Origin of the sequence: Myroides profundi, assembly GCF_000833025.1 — a bacterium.
GTDB lineage: Bacteria > Bacteroidota > Bacteroidia > Flavobacteriales > Flavobacteriaceae > Flavobacterium > Flavobacterium profundi_A.
The window spans coordinates 1,603,107-1,620,493 of sequence record NZ_CP010817.1 but is presented as its reverse complement, the minus strand read 5'-3'; the positions used below and the strand labels follow the sequence as shown (position 1 = coordinate 1,620,493).

Here is a 17,387-nt window from a genome sequence, read left to right as displayed (position 1 = left end):
GGTACTTACATTGAAGTATATTTATATTTTTAAACAAAAAACTAAATATAACATTATTATAACATTCAATTAACTGACCTTTCTAAATATTTTTTTGATATTTGTATAATCAATAATGATTGATTTCATAATAGTTAGGGTTAGTTAAAAAAAGCCGAGTAATTTCTTACTCGGCTTTTTCTTTTTTATATTCTTACCGTAATCTTCTAGACTACTTTTCATCTAATAATCAAGATATTATTCAAGTCGTTTATGAATTTGTTTAAAGTACTCAAAAGCATTAAACAAATGTGTCCCATGCCAAGAGAACATTTCCCCATCCACAAACACAGTTTTTCCGTGATGTGTATGTCTTCCTAATTCGAATGCATGTTCTTCCTTAAATGGATAAGGCTCTGACGACAAGAATACCAACTCTGGATCTCCTTGAATTCTAATCTTTCTTATCTCTACTTCAGGATAACGCTCTTCTCGATTAGCATATACATTCGTGAATTTATTCAAAGTCAAAAGGGTATTGATAAACGTATTATTACCTGCCGCCATATAAGGTTCTCTCCAGATAAAATAAGCTGCTTTTTGTGTTTCTCTAGTACTTACAAAAGACATGAAATCTTTGATAGCAAAATCAATCTTATCATTCCATTTTTTTGCCTCTGTACGTTTATTAAACAAGACACCAAAATCTTCTATCATTTGCTTATTATCTTCTAATGTAATTACATCAGTAACCCAAACAGGACAAATATCTTTCAGACTTTCTACGATCTCCAAAGTATTTTCTTCTTTATTAGCAATAATAATATCAGGATTAAGTGCCTTAATCTTTTCTACGTGTACCTTCTTAGTTCCACCTACTTTGATTTTGACTACACCTAAGTGATAAGGATGTACACAGAATTTAGTTATTCCTTTAATCTCATCTTCCAATCCTAAATCACATAACGTTTCTGTTTGTGAAGGCACTAATGAAATAATTCTCTTTGGTGCTTGTTCAAAGCGATGCTCTTGCCCTATTTGATCTTTTAATACAATCATACCATTTTATTTAATATCTCCTCCATTTCTTGTTGAATGGCTTTAGCTTCTAATCCCGCTTTCTCTGCGAAATCTTCTGCCTTAGATGCAAAGATAATACCTCTTGACGAATTGATTAGCAATCCTACATTTTTACTTAACCCATATTTACATACATCTTGTAGATTACCACCTTGCGCCCCTACTCCTGGCACTAATAGAAAGCTTTCTGGTACTATTTTTCTAATCTCTTCAAAATATTCTGCCTTAGTAGCTCCCACTACATACATTAAATTCTCTGCATTTTTATATGTTTGAGAAGTTTCTAATACTTCTTGATACAATGGCTTTCCATTCACTTCTTTCGTTTGGAAATCAAATGCACCTTGATTTGAAGTTAATGCTAAAAGAATAGTATGTTTATCTTCAAAAGCTAAAAATGGCTCTACAGAGTCTTTTCCCATATAAGGAGCAACAGTTACGCTGTCAAACGACATATCCTCAAAGAAAGCTTTAGCATACATAGACGCAGTATTACCTATATCCCCACGCTTAGCATCTGCTATAGTGTATACTTCAGGATAATTAGTATTTAAGTATTCTATTGTCTTCTTCAGAGACATCCATCCTTTTATACCATAAGCTTCATAGAACGCAATATTTGGTTTATACGCTACTGCATATTGATGAGTTGCATCGATAATTGCTTTATTAAAGCTAAATATAGGATCTTCTTCTTTTAATAAAAAAGTTGGAATCTTATCTAAATCAACATCTAAGCCAACGCATAGAAATGAGTTCTTTTGCTTAATTTGTTCAATTAATTGTTGTGTAGTCATGTCTCGTAGTTATAGTTTAAAAAAAACCACACTATACAAAAGCAAGTGTGGTTTATAATATTTACATAAGACGATTAAAAAACGTCTCCTTCTTTTAATTTCTCAGTATTACTTACCAATTGTAATTCATCGATAATCTTCTGAATATTACCATTCATAATACCATCTAGATCATATAAAGTAAGTCCTATACGGTGATCAGTAACACGTCCTTGTGGATAGTTGTAAGTTCTAATCTTTGCAGATCTGTCCCCACTACTTACCTGAGACGAACGTTTAGTTGCATCTTCTGCTTGTTTCTTTGCTAATTCCATTTCATACAAACGAGAACGCAATACAGATAAAGCTTTATCTTTATTCTTGTGTTGAGATTTCTCATCCTGACATTGAGCCACAAGTCCTGTAGGAATGTGAGTCATACGTACAGCTGATTTAGTTGTATTTACAGACTGTCCTCCAGGTCCTGACGAACAGAATAAGTCAATACGTACATCATTCATATCGATATGTACATCGAACTCTTCTGCTTCTGGTAATACCATTACAGTAGCTGCTGATGTGTGTACACGTCCTTGAGTTTCCGTTTGAGGAACACGTTGTACACGGTGTACTCCTGCTTCAAATTTTAATGTACCATATACATCTTCTCCTGTTACTTCAAAGATAACCTCTTTGTATCCTCCAGAAGTTCCTTCATTCACATCTACTACAGATGTTCTCCATCCTTTAGATTCACAGTATTTAGTGTACATTCTAAATAAATCTCCTGCGAAGATACTTGCTTCATCACCTCCTGTACCAGCACGCACCTCTACCATTACGTTTTTAGCATCCTCTGGATCTTTAGGTATCAATAAGAATTTGATTTCTTCTTCTAATTCTGGTAAACGACCTTTTGCCTCATCTAATTGCATCTTAGCCATTTCTACCATTTCAGCATCACTTCCATCAGCTAATATTTCATTAGCTTCTTCCATATTACCTTTAAGATTTATATACTCAGCACGCTTTTCAACTAACTGTTTTAAATCTTTATACTCTTTATTTAATTGTACGTAACGTTTTTGATCAGCAATAACATCTGGCTGAATAATTAAGTCAGAAACTTCGTCAAAACGTTGCTTAATAATTTGTAGTCTATCTAACATATCCTAAAATAGATAATTTATTTGGTTTGCAAAGGTACAAAAAAAGAGGAATATTTATGCATACTCCTCTTCAATTACGTTACAAAAGTAACTAATTATTTTTTAATCTCAGCAGAAATCTCTACGTCAGACCAAGTTTTTCCTTCGTGCAAATCTTTACAAGCTTCATGTAAGCTATCAAATGCAGACTGAGCCGTAAAATCAGCAATGATATCTATTGAACCATTTAACTTAAGAGCATCACCTTCTACTCTATATGCGAACTCTTTCTCTTTAGAAATTCCATTCATTGTTAAGTTCACGATTACTTTACCATCTTTAAACTCACCAAAGAATCCATTGATATTTCCAACCATTTTAGCAAAGAACTGACCTTTTAACTTCTCATCTCTACCAGCATCATTAGTGCTTACAGAAGATGTTACTACTACGAAGTTAGCTCCTTTTAACGCTTCTTCTAATGTAGCAGCATCCGCTTTTACTTCATTCAATTTAATATCTGAGAATGTTCCTTTTACTCCTACTTTCTCAGGTGTTTTAAAAGCTGTCCATTCCATAGAATAAGATAATTCTTTTTGTACAGGTGCTTCTACTTGTTCTGTTGTTGTCTCAGTAGTTCCTTCTACTGCATTTGTATCTTTTTTCTCTCCACAAGAGATTGCTAATGCTCCAATTAAAGCTAAAGCTAAAACGGATTTTTTCATAAATATTGAGTTTTAATTATATTGCAACCAAATTACTAATTTTAACACGCTTTATTCTTAAATAAACATTAATATTTTTAAACACTCTAGCCTTAATACATTGCTGTTTACACCTTAAAAAATAATGACCGTATTAGATTATAAGTCATAAAGTATCTTCTAGTACTAGACTTTTTTTATAAAAGAATAAGAACAGAATAATTAGTTATAATAACCTTATTAAATTAATTTCTACAGTCTTAATCTCTTTGGCACTATTCATATATTCTATGATGACTTTCTTATTCTCTTCTTTTAGTATACTTTCGTATTTATCTATATCATTAGTACGAATACCATTGATAGATACAATCCTCTGTCCCTTTTCTAATCCTTTAACCGCAGCTTCTGTATTATGGATAACACTTGAAATTAAAATCTGATCCCTTTTATCATTATACATCAGAGACAATGGCTTTACAAAAGGATCAAATGCTTTTACAAACAAATCATTAGGCTTAATGTAAACAAACTGATCTTTGTAATCAAATATCAAGTCAAAACGGTGTATAATTTCACTTCCTAGGATTCCCATCAATCCTTTTACAGCACTTACCCCTTCTGTATCTGAAGAAAAAGAAACCGATAATTCATTACTCTCTATCTTATAACTACCTAACCTCAAACTCTTAATTAGTCCTTTTTCATAACTTGTACTATTACTCAAATTATCACTAGAATAGGATATCTTTTTATCTATTTTACTTAACAAATCATGCTTTTCTTTATAAGGTGTGTTTACTATCAAAGTAGCACTAGCTCCACTATCAAATAAGATATCTCCAGAGAACTGCTCATTATTATTCAATGTCATCATGATTGGCAATTGAATTAAAGCACCATTATAGAACTTAAAAGGAATCTTCTCATAACCACTATAATCTATCTTTGTCCCAAAACTATATAGACTCATCATTTGTGTATTAAAGTCTAGCTTTGTTATATAATTCTTTAAAATAGTAGCCCCTATAATACCGTCAAACTTCTTTTCAGTCATAGCATACAGCCTAGACATATCTTCTAACACTACTGAAGTACTATCTACATAATTATTTTTATCTAAATAAACTTTGTAATTCCTGACTGACTCATAAGTTTTTTTACCACCTGCTCCAGTTATATCTCTTTTATAATCTGCTTTTAGACCAAACTCTTTTGCCTTTTGTGAATCTAAGAGTAGTGCCCCTGCTCCTGTATCAAAGAAGAAAAGCAAACTATCTTTTTGATTCTCCATTGGCAATCTTAGAAAAATCGTACTATCATCTTTTGAAAGCTCAAATGGCAACTGAAGTTTTTGTGCAAAAAAACAATTCACACTTAATAACATTAACAGCAATACCCCTCTTTTAAACATACAATACTAATAAGTTAATTATAAATCAAAATTAAAATAATTTAACAACAATTAAAAAATTAAAACCAAATAAATAACAATTAAACTAATCAAAAGCAAAGTATTTAAAAACAAAAAAAGGGCATCCTAGTATAGGATACCCTTTTCTTTATTTCTAATCTATTAGATTACTTTTTCTCAGGAATCTGAGTTAGGATCTCTAATAAGAATTTCCAGAATTTCTGTACAGAAGCAATATTAGCACGCTCTACAGGAGAGTGAGCTCCGCGGATAGTTGGTCCAAAAGAAATCATATCCATATCAGGATAGTTTGTTCCTAAGATACCACACTCTAGTCCTGCGTGACATGCCACTACATTTGGTTTCTCACCTACTTGTTTTTCATAGATATCTACTAATACATCTAATATTTCAGATTCTGAATTAGGTGTCCATCCTGGATAAGATCCAGAGAATTCTACTTCACATCCCATTAATTCAAATGCAGAACGAAGACTATTCGCTACATCAAATTTAGATGATTCTACAGAAGAACGAGTTAAACATTTAACTACTAATTTACCTTCTCCTAAATCTACTTTAGCAATATTATTAGAAGCTTCTACTAAATCATCGAAGTCTGGACTCATACGGAATACACCGTTATGAGCAGTATACATAGATCTTACGAAGAAATATTGCGCCATAGAAGGCATTACTTTCTTAGGAGTATCAGCAGCTTCTAATTTCTCAAATACTACTTCAAAATCAGGATCTACAGTATGTAACTCTGCTTTAATCTCATCTACGATAGAAGTCATATCAAATACAAATGCCTCATCAAAAGTATTTGCAATAATTACCTCAGCTACACTTTCTCTTGGAATAGCATTTCTTAAACTTCCTCCTTTGATTTTAGATATCTGTAATCCAAAGTTATCAAAAGCATCAAATAACAATCTATTCATGATTTTATTTGCGTTTCCTAATCCTTTGTGGATATCCATACCAGAGTGTCCTCCGTTTAATCCTTTTACAGTTATTCTATATCCGATAGATCCTTCAGGTGTATCCTCTTCATCATATTCAGCAGATGCAGTTACATCTACACCACCAGCACATCCGATATCGATTTCATCATCCTCTTCTGTATCTAAGTTTAAAAGAATCTCTCCTTCTAACATTCCTCCTTGAAGACCTTTAGCACCAGTCATTCCAGTCTCTTCATCTATAGTAAATAGAGCCTCGATAGCTGGGTGTGGAATTTCGTTGCTTTCTAAAATAGCCATAATAGCTGCTACTCCTAGACCATTATCAGCCCCTAAAGTAGTACCTCTAGCTCTTACCCATCCATCCTCTACATACATATCGATTCCTTGAGTATCGAAGTCAAATACAGTATCGTTATTCTTTTGGTGAACCATATCTAAGTGAGATTGCATTACAACCACTTTTCTGTTCTCCAATCCTTTAGTAGCAGGTTTTTTAATAATAACGTTACCTACCTCATCTTTTATAGTTTCTAGACCTAAAGACTTACCAAAGTTCATCATGAACTCAATCACACGCTCTTCCTTCTTAGATGGACGAGGTACTGCGTTTAGATCTGCGAACTTGTTCCATAAGTTCTTAGGTTCTAACCCTCTAACTTCTTGACTCATATCTTAATCTCTTTAATTATTCAAAATATTCCTTCAAATTTAGGACATTCTAAATAAATAAACTGCTATTCCCTAATAAAATTCGGTTAAATCCAATTTCTATTCTCCTTTATCCATATAATCCAAACACCTCATTTTCCTTTTTCTAATTCTCTAAGTATAACAACTTCAATCCTTCATAGCATAAGAACCACTTTTTATTCATTAAATAAACTAAGATTAGATTATTCTAGACCTAAACTAGGATAGATTCTAAAGAGCACTGTTATAAAGGCAATAAAAAACGGGTTATCACAAATGCAATAACCCATTTCTGTAACCAAATATAAAAATTATGAAAGATTCTTAATATTTCCAAGGAATGCTCCTCGTACACAGAACACCTCTCTGATATCTTGAGGTCTTACTACAATATTCTCATAAGTTTCATTATCACTAATAAATGATAAATCTCCACTCTCTGTATATCGTTTAAATCTATAACATAACACACCTTTTCCTTCAATTACAACTACATATATACCCCAAGGTTTAATTTCATCTAATCCGATTTTTTTAGTCAACACATAAGAAGACACTTTTACTGTAGGATACATATTTTCGGCAGAAATCTGAAATGCTGTATCAACCTCCTCTTCTGTTGGAAACACAAAACTAGGTGATGTTGCCCAAGTTCTTTCAGGATTTAAGAAATACTCAAAATGATGATCTACAGAAATCATTTTCACTTTTCGTTTTTGCAAATCAGTATTAAAAACTTTTTGTGTATTTGAAAAGAATAATTCATTCAAATCAATCTTGTGCTCTTTACACAAATTCATGATTTTTTCATACTGTAATGTCTCTCTTGATTTCCATGATGACACTGTATTAGGTTTTACTTCTAAAATATTCGCTAATTCCAAATCTGTTTTTATCCCTAATAACTGTTTCAACTTTTTAATTACGCTTTCACTACTTTTCATACTTTTCACAATTTATTATTCTACTTTACTAACCACTGCTTTATTCGCATATATCGACAAAAATCAATTATCTTGCCAAAAATTAAATAGCAGCAAAAAAATGTTTGAAAAAAGAATAAAAAACCTATCAAAAATAAATCAAATATCTATTAATCAATAATTTACACTTAATAAAAAAGTTACTTTATATTTATGATAAAATATAAATATTCAAATATTAATTATTTACAACGCTTAAAATCAAGCGATATAAACACACCTATAAAATCACAAAAAAAGAATAAGCAACGAATCATTAAATCAAACGTCTTTCAAGCTTCTATCCTATACAAATCTTTGATAAGATAATTTCATCTACTGACTTAAGTTGATTAACACAATAATACGTCCATTGATATAAGAGGAAGGCTACATCTTCCACTCTTATATTATCTATAGAATATCACCTATTTATACGTTCTATTATAGTTGCTGTTTAATGGTTTTTCTTTATTCAAACAATTCAACACAAACATATAATATTCAACAATACATAAAACACATACATTATTATTCAATAAAATAAACAAACAGAAGATAAATAATTATTTTTATATCAGTATTTAACTATTATTCAACATTACAAAACAACCAATAATTAGAGTACTAAACACATATAAACAAGTTAGTCGTCTTATTTGATCACATATAGTGATTATCATATAAGTAGATTTTTCACTAGCAAAACCCATTCACGTTTCGTGATTAAATCACATATTGCTAATTTATTAGCCTTTTTTCAGTTATACTAAACAGGCAGATTAAGATACTTAAAGACAAAAACAGTCAAATAGTAAATAAAGTCACTTTAATCATTATAAAATATCACAAAAAAAGAGGAGCATCTCCCGACGTCCTCTTTTACAAGTACAAATAAAAAAAATACTATGCACTCTCACCTGCATAGCGCATCAAACTAAGTAATTATCTTATCAATATAATTTCTATTAAATTTCTGTTCTTTCTTATACTGAGATGGAGACACCCCCACCACACTTTTAAACTGTTTACTCAAATGACTCAAATCATTATAATACATTTTACTAGCTATTTCTAATAGTGTCATTTCACCATACGAAATATATTCCTTCACACGTTCAATACGTTGATGGATATAAAATTTCTCTATTGTAACTGATTCTCGCTCTGAAAACAACTTACTTGCATAACTATAGTCTATTGCTAAATTATCCGATATTAAATAAGATAGATTGGTAGATAAACGACTATCCGTCTGTACGAGATCTATAATTAATTGTTTAATACCCTCTATCAGTATATCTTGTTTCTCTACTATTAATTCAAAACCAAGTATATTCAATCTCTCTTTAAACACCTTAAAAGTCTGTTCGCTTAAATTATACAAAAGCGACACCTTTCCTAATTCAACTTTAGTCTCTAATACACCTATTTTTTTTAACTCTTGTTCTATCATTAAAACACAACGGTGACAAACCATATTCTTAATATGTAAAACTACCGAATACTCCATATCTCATTTTTTTTATCCTAATAAACAATAGACTGATCATATCTCGTTTTAAACTTTCACTATATAGTATAGTAACTCAATACAATCTTTGTTTTTAAAAAGGAGTACTGACTATATCAGTACTCCTGATTCCTTTTTATTAACTCTGTTTGTGTTCTGCAACGAATTTTTGGTAATTCCCTTCATTCTCAAAATAAGCTACCTCACCATTATTCCCTACTATCACGATATAAGCTTCTGCTTTATCTACTGATTTTAAAGAATATGGATCTATAGCGGCACGCACAGTTGCATCTTGAGGGATTCTTGTTTTACACATTTCACAACATCCATAATACATTTTACCTTCATGCTCTACTTCTAACTGTTTATTCCCCATATAAGCATCATTTACCATACATACTAGATCACTTGGTACAGCATCTCCTCTTTTGTACTGGCCTGTAGCTGCTACTGGCTCACTTTCCTTATGCATTGAATGCATATCGTGATTAGCATGGTTTTCATGTATTGGAGCTGCCTCTACTGGCTCTTTTTTTGTTTCTCCACAAGCGATAGTAAGTAAACTAACTCCCACTACTGCTAAACTTCTAATTGCAAATGTTCTCATAATCATCATTTTTATTACATTAATTTTTGTTCATTCATTATTTCTTCTGTTGCCATTTTTAAGATCTTCATACCTGGTCTTAGCTCTCCAAAAACCTCAACCATCATAGGCATAGCACGTCCTTTAGCTACCTTAATATGATACGCTGTACCATTTCTAACTTCGATCACATACAGCCCAAGATTACTCTCTACTAAAGCTGACTTAGGCACAAAGAATGTTGGCTCTGTACTTTTTAAGCTTACAGTAGCATCTGCTATCATATTAGGTTTTAACAACTGTTCTTTATTATTAATATCTGCTTGAATCTGCTCTGAGCGCAACTTTAAATCTAGACTACCCGCCTTTCTAGTCACTACACCAGTAAACTCCTTTTGGGGAAGCGTACGCACTTTAAACTTCACTGTATCTCCCTCTTGTACATAAGGCGTATTTGCCTCTGAGATAGATAAGTTTAGACGCAGTGTAGAAGTGTCCTCTACGATTAGTAAAGGCATTTTACTCATCGGTCCTACATAAGCTCCTTTATCTACCTGTCTATCTGTAATCATTCCGTCAAAAGGTGCTCTAATTACTAGGTATTGATCTATATTCTTCATTTCTTCATACGAAGACTTTGAAGAAGCTAATTGTGCTTTATCTGCTAACATTTTAGCAGTCACTTGCTCTAAATAATCAGGTGCAATAGCTCCCTCTGTCTCATTCGCTTTTATTGTTCTATCATAAGTAGCTTTAGTTGAGATATAGATTGCCTCTTGTGCTTTCCATTTAGCCTGCGCACTTGATACTTGTGCCTGAATCTCAGGCGCATCTAATACCATTAGCACTTGTCCTTTCTTTACGTGATCACCTATATCCACACGCAAATCAATCACATAACTATTTACTTTAGCAAATAGTTCGGTACGTTGATCGGCTCTTAACTCTCCTGGTAATTGCAATGGAACAATAGGATTGGTTGGTTCTATGCCAATAGTCTCCATCTTATTCATTGCCATATTCATCCCTCCTTTTTCATCTTTCACTTCTTTTACTTCAGGAGTTTTTTTATCTGCACATGCAGTTAATACTACTAGACTAACTAATACTATATATATTCTTTTCATCTTTCTTATTTATTATCTATAGGTAAATAGTGGATACTTTCTTCGTCTTCTGGGTCTAATGATGGAGAATCTCTCGTTACTTTATTCATTACCCAAGCAAATACCATTGGTAAAATAATCAATACAGACACTGTCGATGCTAATAGCCCCCCAATTACTGCTCTTCCTAAAGGAGCTACTTGCTCACTTCCTTCTCCATGTCCTATCGCCATTGGTAACATCCCCGCAATCATCGCTATCGTAGTCATCGCTATCGGTCTGATACGTAACTTCGTTGCTTCTATAGCAGCTGCAGTAGACGTCCATCCTGTCTTTCTCAATGTCTCCGCATTATTAATTAATAATACTGCATTGGCAATAGATACTCCGACCGACATAATGATTCCCATATAAGACTGTAAGTTAACTGTAGAGCCTGTTGCTTTTAATAGTAATAGTGATCCAAGCATTACGAATGGTACTGTAGTCAAGATCACAAACGATACTTTAAACGACTGGAAGTTGGCTGTTAGCATTAAGAATATAACCACAATAGCAATCAATAAACCGTTAGCCAAACTCTGCATGGTATCATCTAATACAGGAGCCATTCCTTTTAACTCCACATTTACCCCTTTTGGTAATTCTCCTAATTCTGCGATAGCTTGTTGTACATCTTCTTTCGCTTTATTCAAATCTGTTTTGTGTACGTTAGCTACTACAGATACATATCCCATTGTCCCTTCATTATAACTCTCAGCTAATACCTTTGACTCTGTTACAGTAGCTACATCGCTTAGCACTGGTCTATCTGAATTCTTACTCAGTGGAATATTCTCTAATTCTTCCTTACTTCCCAGTTGATTTTGCGGCATCTGTACTTGTACATCATAAGCAATTCCCATCATACCTCCTACCCACATATTTCTATTAGTGTAACGAGAAGAAGCTGTTGTCGCCACTAATGATTTTGCAATATCCATTGCATCTAATCCTAATTGAGCAGCACGTACGCGATCTATATTAATTTCATAAGATGGATAATTCATCGAGATAGGCATTTTCTGATCACGCATATAGTCGATTTCTTTCAACTTTGCCAATAATTTATTAGCAGTCATCATATTCATCTTACGCATCATACCTGATACACGAATCTCAATAGGTGTATTGGTTCCTTGACTTAAAATCTTTTCAGTCAATTCGATTGGCTCAAAAGTCAATTTTAACTCTGGTAGCTTCTCTGCAATACGCCCTCGTATTTGGTCTTTTAATTCATCTGTATTACCATCAAAATCTTTAAAAGCTACTTGCATAGACGCTTCATGTGGTCCTGCATTATATAAGTAGATTGGACTTACTGCAAACGATGAAGGGTGTTGTCCCACAAACGCTGATGAAATTGCAATCTTCTCTTTACCAAATAAATCTTCTAATTCACCCAGTACCTTCTTCACTTTCATTTCAGTATGCTCTATACGTGTCCCTTCAGGAGCAGTAATACGCATTTGCACTTGACTTGAATTTACAGTTGGCAGTACATCCTTTCCTATATTTTGGTACATTACTGCTACAGCTAAGAAAGCAGCTAGAATAGAACCTATAACAATTATCTTCTTCATAGGCATCACTTTCTCAATCCCTGCAACTACTCTATTCTTAAACTTATCGAAACCTTTAGCTTCTTCAGGAATAGCATGTTTCTCAGGATTGTACTTCATCAGCCAGTTAGCCATAATCGGTACAAACGTTTGAGAAAGTAAGAATGAAACCGTCATCGCAAAACCAATTGCCATCGCTAGAGGCATAAATAGTGCTCCAGGAATACCTGTCATCATAAAGGCTGGTGCAAATACGGCTAAAATGCTAAACAAGATTAATAACTTAGGAAAGGCAATTTCCTTACACGCGTCCCAAATAGCTTGTACTTTATTCTTACCGAGGGCAAAGTGCTGGTGTATATTCTCTATCGTCACTGTACTCTCATCTACCAAAATACCTATCGCTAAGGCTAATCCTGATAGTGTCATAATATTGATCGTCTGACCAAACATCTTTAAGAACAATACTGCTGAAATAATCGCTATCGGAATAGTCATAATCACAATCAAAGCTCCTCTAGGATCTCTTAAGAATAACATTACCATAAGTCCTGTCAATAAGGCTCCTAGTACTCCCTCTACGATTAAACTCTTTACTGCATTAATAACATTCACAGATTGGTCAAACTCGTACGAAATCTTTACATCATCAGGTAAGTTATTCTGTATATGAGGAATAGATTTTTTCAATTGTTCTACCACATCATAAGTAGAAGCTTTACCCGATTTAGCAATATTGATATACACAGAACGTTTACCGTCTACTAATGCATAACCAGTCGTAATATCAGCACCATCTTTTACAGTAGCCACATCGCGTAAGTACACATTATCTACCTGTCCCTTAAACAAAGGAATATCTCCAAACTCTTCTACCGTTTTTAAAGTGTTATTAGTCGGTGTCAGATAGTTCTTATCTCCTACATATACGTTCCCTGAAGGCATCGTTACGTTTTGTCTACTAATTGCTTCTACCACTTGCTCTGGACTCATATGATGCGTACGCAGTTTATTAGGATCTATATTGATCTCTATCGTACGTGGTGACCCTCCAAATGGTGGAGCTGTAGTCAATCCAGGAATCTTAATCAAGAAAGGGCGCGCAGCAAAGTTGGCGATATCTTGAAGCTCATTATTCGTCTTCGTCTCTGAGCGGAACACTAATTGTCCTACTGGTTGAGAAGAAGCATCAAAGCGAATAATGAAGGGTGGTGGAGCTCCTGGCGGTAAGAAAATTACCGAACGATTAGACAGTGCTGAGATAGACGCAATCGCCTCTCCCATATCTGTCCCTTCATAAAACTCTATTTTCATCAAGGTCAACCCTTGTGTATTTTTAGTGTCAATACTTTTTATCCCATTGGCAAAAAGCATCATATTTACATACATCTTCGTGAAATAACCTTCCATTTGTTGTGGAGTATACCCATTAAAAGAATGGGCGATATAAACCACTGGTAAGTTCATCTCTGGAAGAATATCTACTGGAATCTCTTTAGATGACTTTACTCCAAAGAATAATAGTCCTATTACCAATACCATAATAGATATTGGCTTGCGCAAGGCAAATCGAATTAAATTCATACTATCTTATTTTAGGGGAATAGCGTTTAACAAATATTGAATATCACCGAAAGCAGAAGCCTGTAGCAATAAAGATTGCCATACATTATTTTGAGCTATTTCATAGTCTATCTCTGCACGTTGTAAAGTATACAGCGCTTGAGTGAAATCAACTAAGTTGCTCAATCCATTATCGTATAAAGCTTTCTGCTGTTTAAAGGCTACCTCAGCCGCCTCTAACTGTATTTTTGACTGTGTCCACACAGCCTGAGCATTGACATACTTCTCTTTGGTCAAAGTAACTTGGTTAGCCAAATCTTTGTCCATCTGAGCGAATTCATGTTCATAGCTCTTTGTGATATACTCTTGTTGTTTACGCTTATAAGTCGTTCTAAAAAAGTTAGATATATTCCATGTCAATTGAAGCCCTACTAAATAATTACTTCTATCAATACCCACTCCATCACCATAAGATGAAGAGTAAGCACTATTGTCTTGTACATAATTCCAGTTAAAGCCTGATCCTCTACCTTGCAACACCCCAAAAGCATTTAAACTAGGCAGACTACCTTTGGTTACTAGGCGTTCCATAGATTCGCTTTGTGCTATTTTGCTCTCTTGCCATAATAGCATAGGATGCTGATCTCTATTGACTAAAGTTTCATCTAATACTTCTGGTTTAGCATTTACAAATACCTCATCTAATACATACGCTTTAGTCTCTTCATCTAATAACACAGCTAAGTGCTTATTAAACTCTATTTCTTTGTCATACGCTTTAATATGTAATGCCTCTGCATTTGCTACCTCAGCCATAGCTAATCGCTCATCTACTTGAGGTAACAAGCCACTCTTTGCCTTTGCAGCTGTAACTTCATGAAATACTCTCGCGCGTTCTAAATTCTTTTGTTGCACATATTTTATACGCTGAGAAGCCAAAAGATTTAAATAGGTAGCACTTACTTTTATTTGTTGTTGGAAAATCTCTTGTTCTAAGTCCTTAAGCGTCACTTCTTGTTGAGCTTTTGCCATACCGATTCCTTCCTTTGTCTTTCCAAAAGAAAAAATATTCCAATTGACATTAGCAAAATACAATGAACCAAAGGCTGCATTCCAATTTTGTTCTGCTAAAGGCATAGAGGTAGCTGCAGATCCCAGTCCTCCATAAGCATACAGAGGTCCGTTCTGTGCATTGATCGTCCCATAACTTTGTTGGGCACCGAATGTTAAGTCTGGGAAGTAATGCCCTTTTTGATTAGTTGTGTTTTCTTGAGAAGCAGCAAGTTTTGCTTCTTTAACCTTGATAAGGTCATATCGTTCTATAGCCTGTTTTAACGCAGCATCTAATGTAAGTTTTTGTCCATAAGACATAGATGCTACACCCAATAGGACAAACAGTGCTATCCTATTAATTTTCATGTAAAAGTATGCGTTTAATTATACAATATTGTTGATGTATCTATTCCTATTACAAGAATAGATAAGCCCAATGATATCGTATGAATCAAAGTCTATATACGCAATGCTTAATATACAGAGGTACTTCTTTGACTCTGTATAAATAATAAGTATAAGTAGTGAAATTATCTCTTACTGTATGCACATACTCGTATACTGCCCCAAAATAACGGTGCAATATCGCATCTGTAAAGAAAGAAATCTTTAAAACTTTAAATGAACTATTCTGAACCTCTGATTTTACTTTAACTACCTCTACTTTATCTTGGCAGCAGTTCTTCTTAGGTTCTTCTACGGTTCTACCTGTTAAAGCACAGAAACCGCAGTTCTTTTCATTTGCTTGAGATTTAGGTATATTCGTCTCTTGCACTAATCCTTGGCAGATGTGCTGATATGTACTAAAGCCTGAAGCCAAGCCTGTGTACAAAAATGCGAATAATATGACGAATAGTTTTTTCATAATCTCTACGCCAAAAGTACTACACTAGAGATTCTCATTTGTTATACCATTCCGAGTACTTGTTGTATAATTTTTGGATTTTGTACTTTTCGAAAACATTCTTAAACGATGATGGATACTAAGACTTCTCTTTTTAAGAAACATTTTAGATATAGACATGTATCACTTAACCTACCTACTCATCTTTGGACTACTAAACTATTTAAAAACTGGTCTATAATCCCCTTCCATTTTTACGAGACATTTGCCTCGAAATTTTAAACCAATAAGTATTTATGACTACAACGAACACTGGGGTAACAAGACAACAAGTAACTCTAAAAAACACAACTGCGACTTTAGTAAAAGCGACTTTAGAACACCTAGAAGATGCCTCTATGCTATTCGATATGTATCGAGTATTCTACAGACAAGAATCAAATTATGAAAAAGGAAAACAATTCTTACTTGATCGGCTGTCTAATGACCAGTCTCATATCTTCTTAGCATATGTAGATGGACAAGCAGTTGGATTCGTTCAACTTTATGAATTATTCCATTACATCAAATTAGAAAAACAGTGGTTATTAAGTGACTTATTCGTACATCCAGACTACAGAGGGATTGGGTTATCTGTAGCGATCATCGACCGTTCAAAACAATGGTGTGAAGAAACCAATGCATGTGGACTAATGCTAGAGACAGAAAAGACAAATGATATAGGGAATACGCTATACCCTAGATGCGGATTCGTATACGATGGAGGGCACAACTACTACCATTGGTGGAAATAATGATCATATAATACTTAGCTTATAAATTAAATAGGGAGATTTCATTTTGAGTCTCCCTATTTTATATTACATATATCCATTGTTTCTAAACAATTCCTTTGCCTTCTCATAAAACTCCTCTTTACCAGCTCCTTGATTAGCTAATAAAAATCTTCTCACTTTTCTGTTACCCTTACTATCTTTAAAACGGATATCAAAACCTGTAGCAGAGAGATATGATCTTTTGACCAAATTAACTTCTATAACATCCTGCTTATCTATAACATGAACAGTAGTCATATCCCAACTACTATAAATAACATACAACAAATAAGCTGTAATAATACTTGGAATCAGCGCATAATAAAAGCCCACATAATAATAAGTCAATAGACTAAGTATAAACATGATAATCACTACAAACTGCATCCATGAAAAAAAGCCATTCTCCTTACCTAAAATAGTAGTCTGATGAGAACTTATTTTTCCATCTATAGTAAACACAATCTTAGGTTTGGGTTCTAAGATGAGATGACAGTACTCTGTTTTGCCTTTAATCACAGCCTGTCTTATGATCGATTTACCCTCTTGTGATGTCATATCCTATCTTTATAAGTATTG

The 17,387-nt window shown here is 33.6% G+C and carries 15 protein-coding genes; 1 reads left to right on the top strand and 14 read right to left on the bottom strand.

Annotation, left to right across the window (positions count from 1 at the left end; all coding sequences use genetic code 11):
- Positions 1–237: 237 nt before the first annotated feature.
- From MPR_RS07130 to MPR_RS07070, 13 genes are all read right to left on the bottom strand, one after another.
- A complete protein-coding gene (locus MPR_RS07130; protein WP_041890797.1) occupies positions 238–1,038 on the bottom strand; it encodes an ABC transporter substrate-binding protein in 801 nt (266 codons plus the stop codon).
- Entirely contained in the window at positions 1,035–1,856 is an 822-nt protein-coding gene (pyrF, locus tag MPR_RS07125; protein WP_041890794.1) for an orotidine-5'-phosphate decarboxylase, read from the bottom strand. Before pyrF ends, MPR_RS07130 begins: the two co-directional genes overlap by 4 nt.
- Before the next feature lie 74 nt (positions 1,857–1,930).
- Positions 1,931–3,004, bottom strand: a complete 1,074-nt coding sequence (gene prfA / locus MPR_RS07120; RefSeq protein WP_041890792.1) for a peptide chain release factor 1 — start codon at positions 3,002–3,004, stop codon at positions 1,931–1,933.
- Positions 3,005–3,099: 95 nt separating this feature from the next.
- Positions 3,100–3,708 (bottom strand): YceI family protein, encoded by a 609-nt coding sequence (locus MPR_RS07115; protein WP_041890790.1) that lies wholly within the window; start codon positions 3,706–3,708, stop codon positions 3,100–3,102.
- A gap of 205 nt (positions 3,709–3,913) precedes the next feature.
- Entirely contained in the window at positions 3,914–5,101 is a 1,188-nt protein-coding gene (locus tag MPR_RS07110; RefSeq protein ID WP_041890787.1) for an aspartyl protease family protein, read from the bottom strand.
- A 167-nt stretch (positions 5,102–5,268) separates the two neighbouring features.
- The gene (locus MPR_RS07105; RefSeq protein ID WP_025125126.1) at positions 5,269–6,741 is read right to left on the bottom strand and encodes an aminoacyl-histidine dipeptidase; all 1,473 of its coding nucleotides are present in this window, start codon (positions 6,739–6,741) and stop codon (positions 5,269–5,271) included.
- Positions 6,742–7,073: 332 nt separating this feature from the next.
- On the bottom strand, positions 7,074–7,706 hold the full coding sequence (locus tag MPR_RS07100; RefSeq protein WP_041890784.1) for a LexA family transcriptional regulator: 633 nt from the start codon (positions 7,704–7,706) through the stop codon (positions 7,074–7,076).
- A 955-nt stretch (positions 7,707–8,661) separates the two neighbouring features.
- Complete coding sequence (locus MPR_RS07095; RefSeq protein ID WP_041890781.1) at positions 8,662–9,237, bottom strand: AraC family transcriptional regulator; 576 nt, start codon at positions 9,235–9,237, stop codon at positions 8,662–8,664.
- Between the two features lie 139 nt (positions 9,238–9,376).
- The gene (locus MPR_RS07090) at positions 9,377–9,847 is read right to left on the bottom strand and encodes a hypothetical protein (protein WP_041890778.1); all 471 of its coding nucleotides are present in this window, start codon (positions 9,845–9,847) and stop codon (positions 9,377–9,379) included.
- A 14-nt stretch (positions 9,848–9,861) separates the two neighbouring features.
- Positions 9,862–10,953 carry an efflux RND transporter periplasmic adaptor subunit gene (locus MPR_RS07085; protein WP_041890775.1) on the bottom strand — a complete coding sequence of 364 codons (1,092 nt, stop codon included), beginning with the start codon at positions 10,951–10,953 and terminating at the stop codon, positions 9,862–9,864.
- A 5-nt stretch (positions 10,954–10,958) separates the two neighbouring features.
- Positions 10,959–14,117 carry an efflux RND transporter permease subunit gene (locus MPR_RS07080; protein WP_041890772.1) on the bottom strand — a complete coding sequence of 1,053 codons (3,159 nt, stop codon included), beginning with the start codon at positions 14,115–14,117 and terminating at the stop codon, positions 10,959–10,961.
- A gap of 6 nt (positions 14,118–14,123) precedes the next feature.
- Positions 14,124–15,515 (bottom strand): TolC family protein, encoded by a 1,392-nt coding sequence (locus MPR_RS07075; protein ID WP_041890769.1) that lies wholly within the window; start codon positions 15,513–15,515, stop codon positions 14,124–14,126.
- Between the two features lie 85 nt (positions 15,516–15,600).
- Positions 15,601–16,014, bottom strand: a complete 414-nt coding sequence (locus MPR_RS07070) for an HYC_CC_PP family protein (protein ID WP_016649555.1) — start codon at positions 16,012–16,014, stop codon at positions 15,601–15,603.
- A gap of 275 nt (positions 16,015–16,289) precedes the next feature.
- Between MPR_RS07070 and MPR_RS07065 the strand changes: the two genes are divergently transcribed.
- Positions 16,290–16,787 (top strand): GNAT family N-acetyltransferase, encoded by a 498-nt coding sequence (locus MPR_RS07065; protein ID WP_006265125.1) that lies wholly within the window; start codon positions 16,290–16,292, stop codon positions 16,785–16,787.
- A gap of 66 nt (positions 16,788–16,853) precedes the next feature.
- On the opposite strand, the gene MPR_RS07060 is transcribed toward MPR_RS07065, so the two are convergent.
- A complete protein-coding gene (locus MPR_RS07060) occupies positions 16,854–17,366 on the bottom strand; it encodes a hypothetical protein (RefSeq protein WP_041890762.1) in 513 nt (170 codons plus the stop codon).
- Positions 17,367–17,387 lie beyond the last annotated feature (21 nt).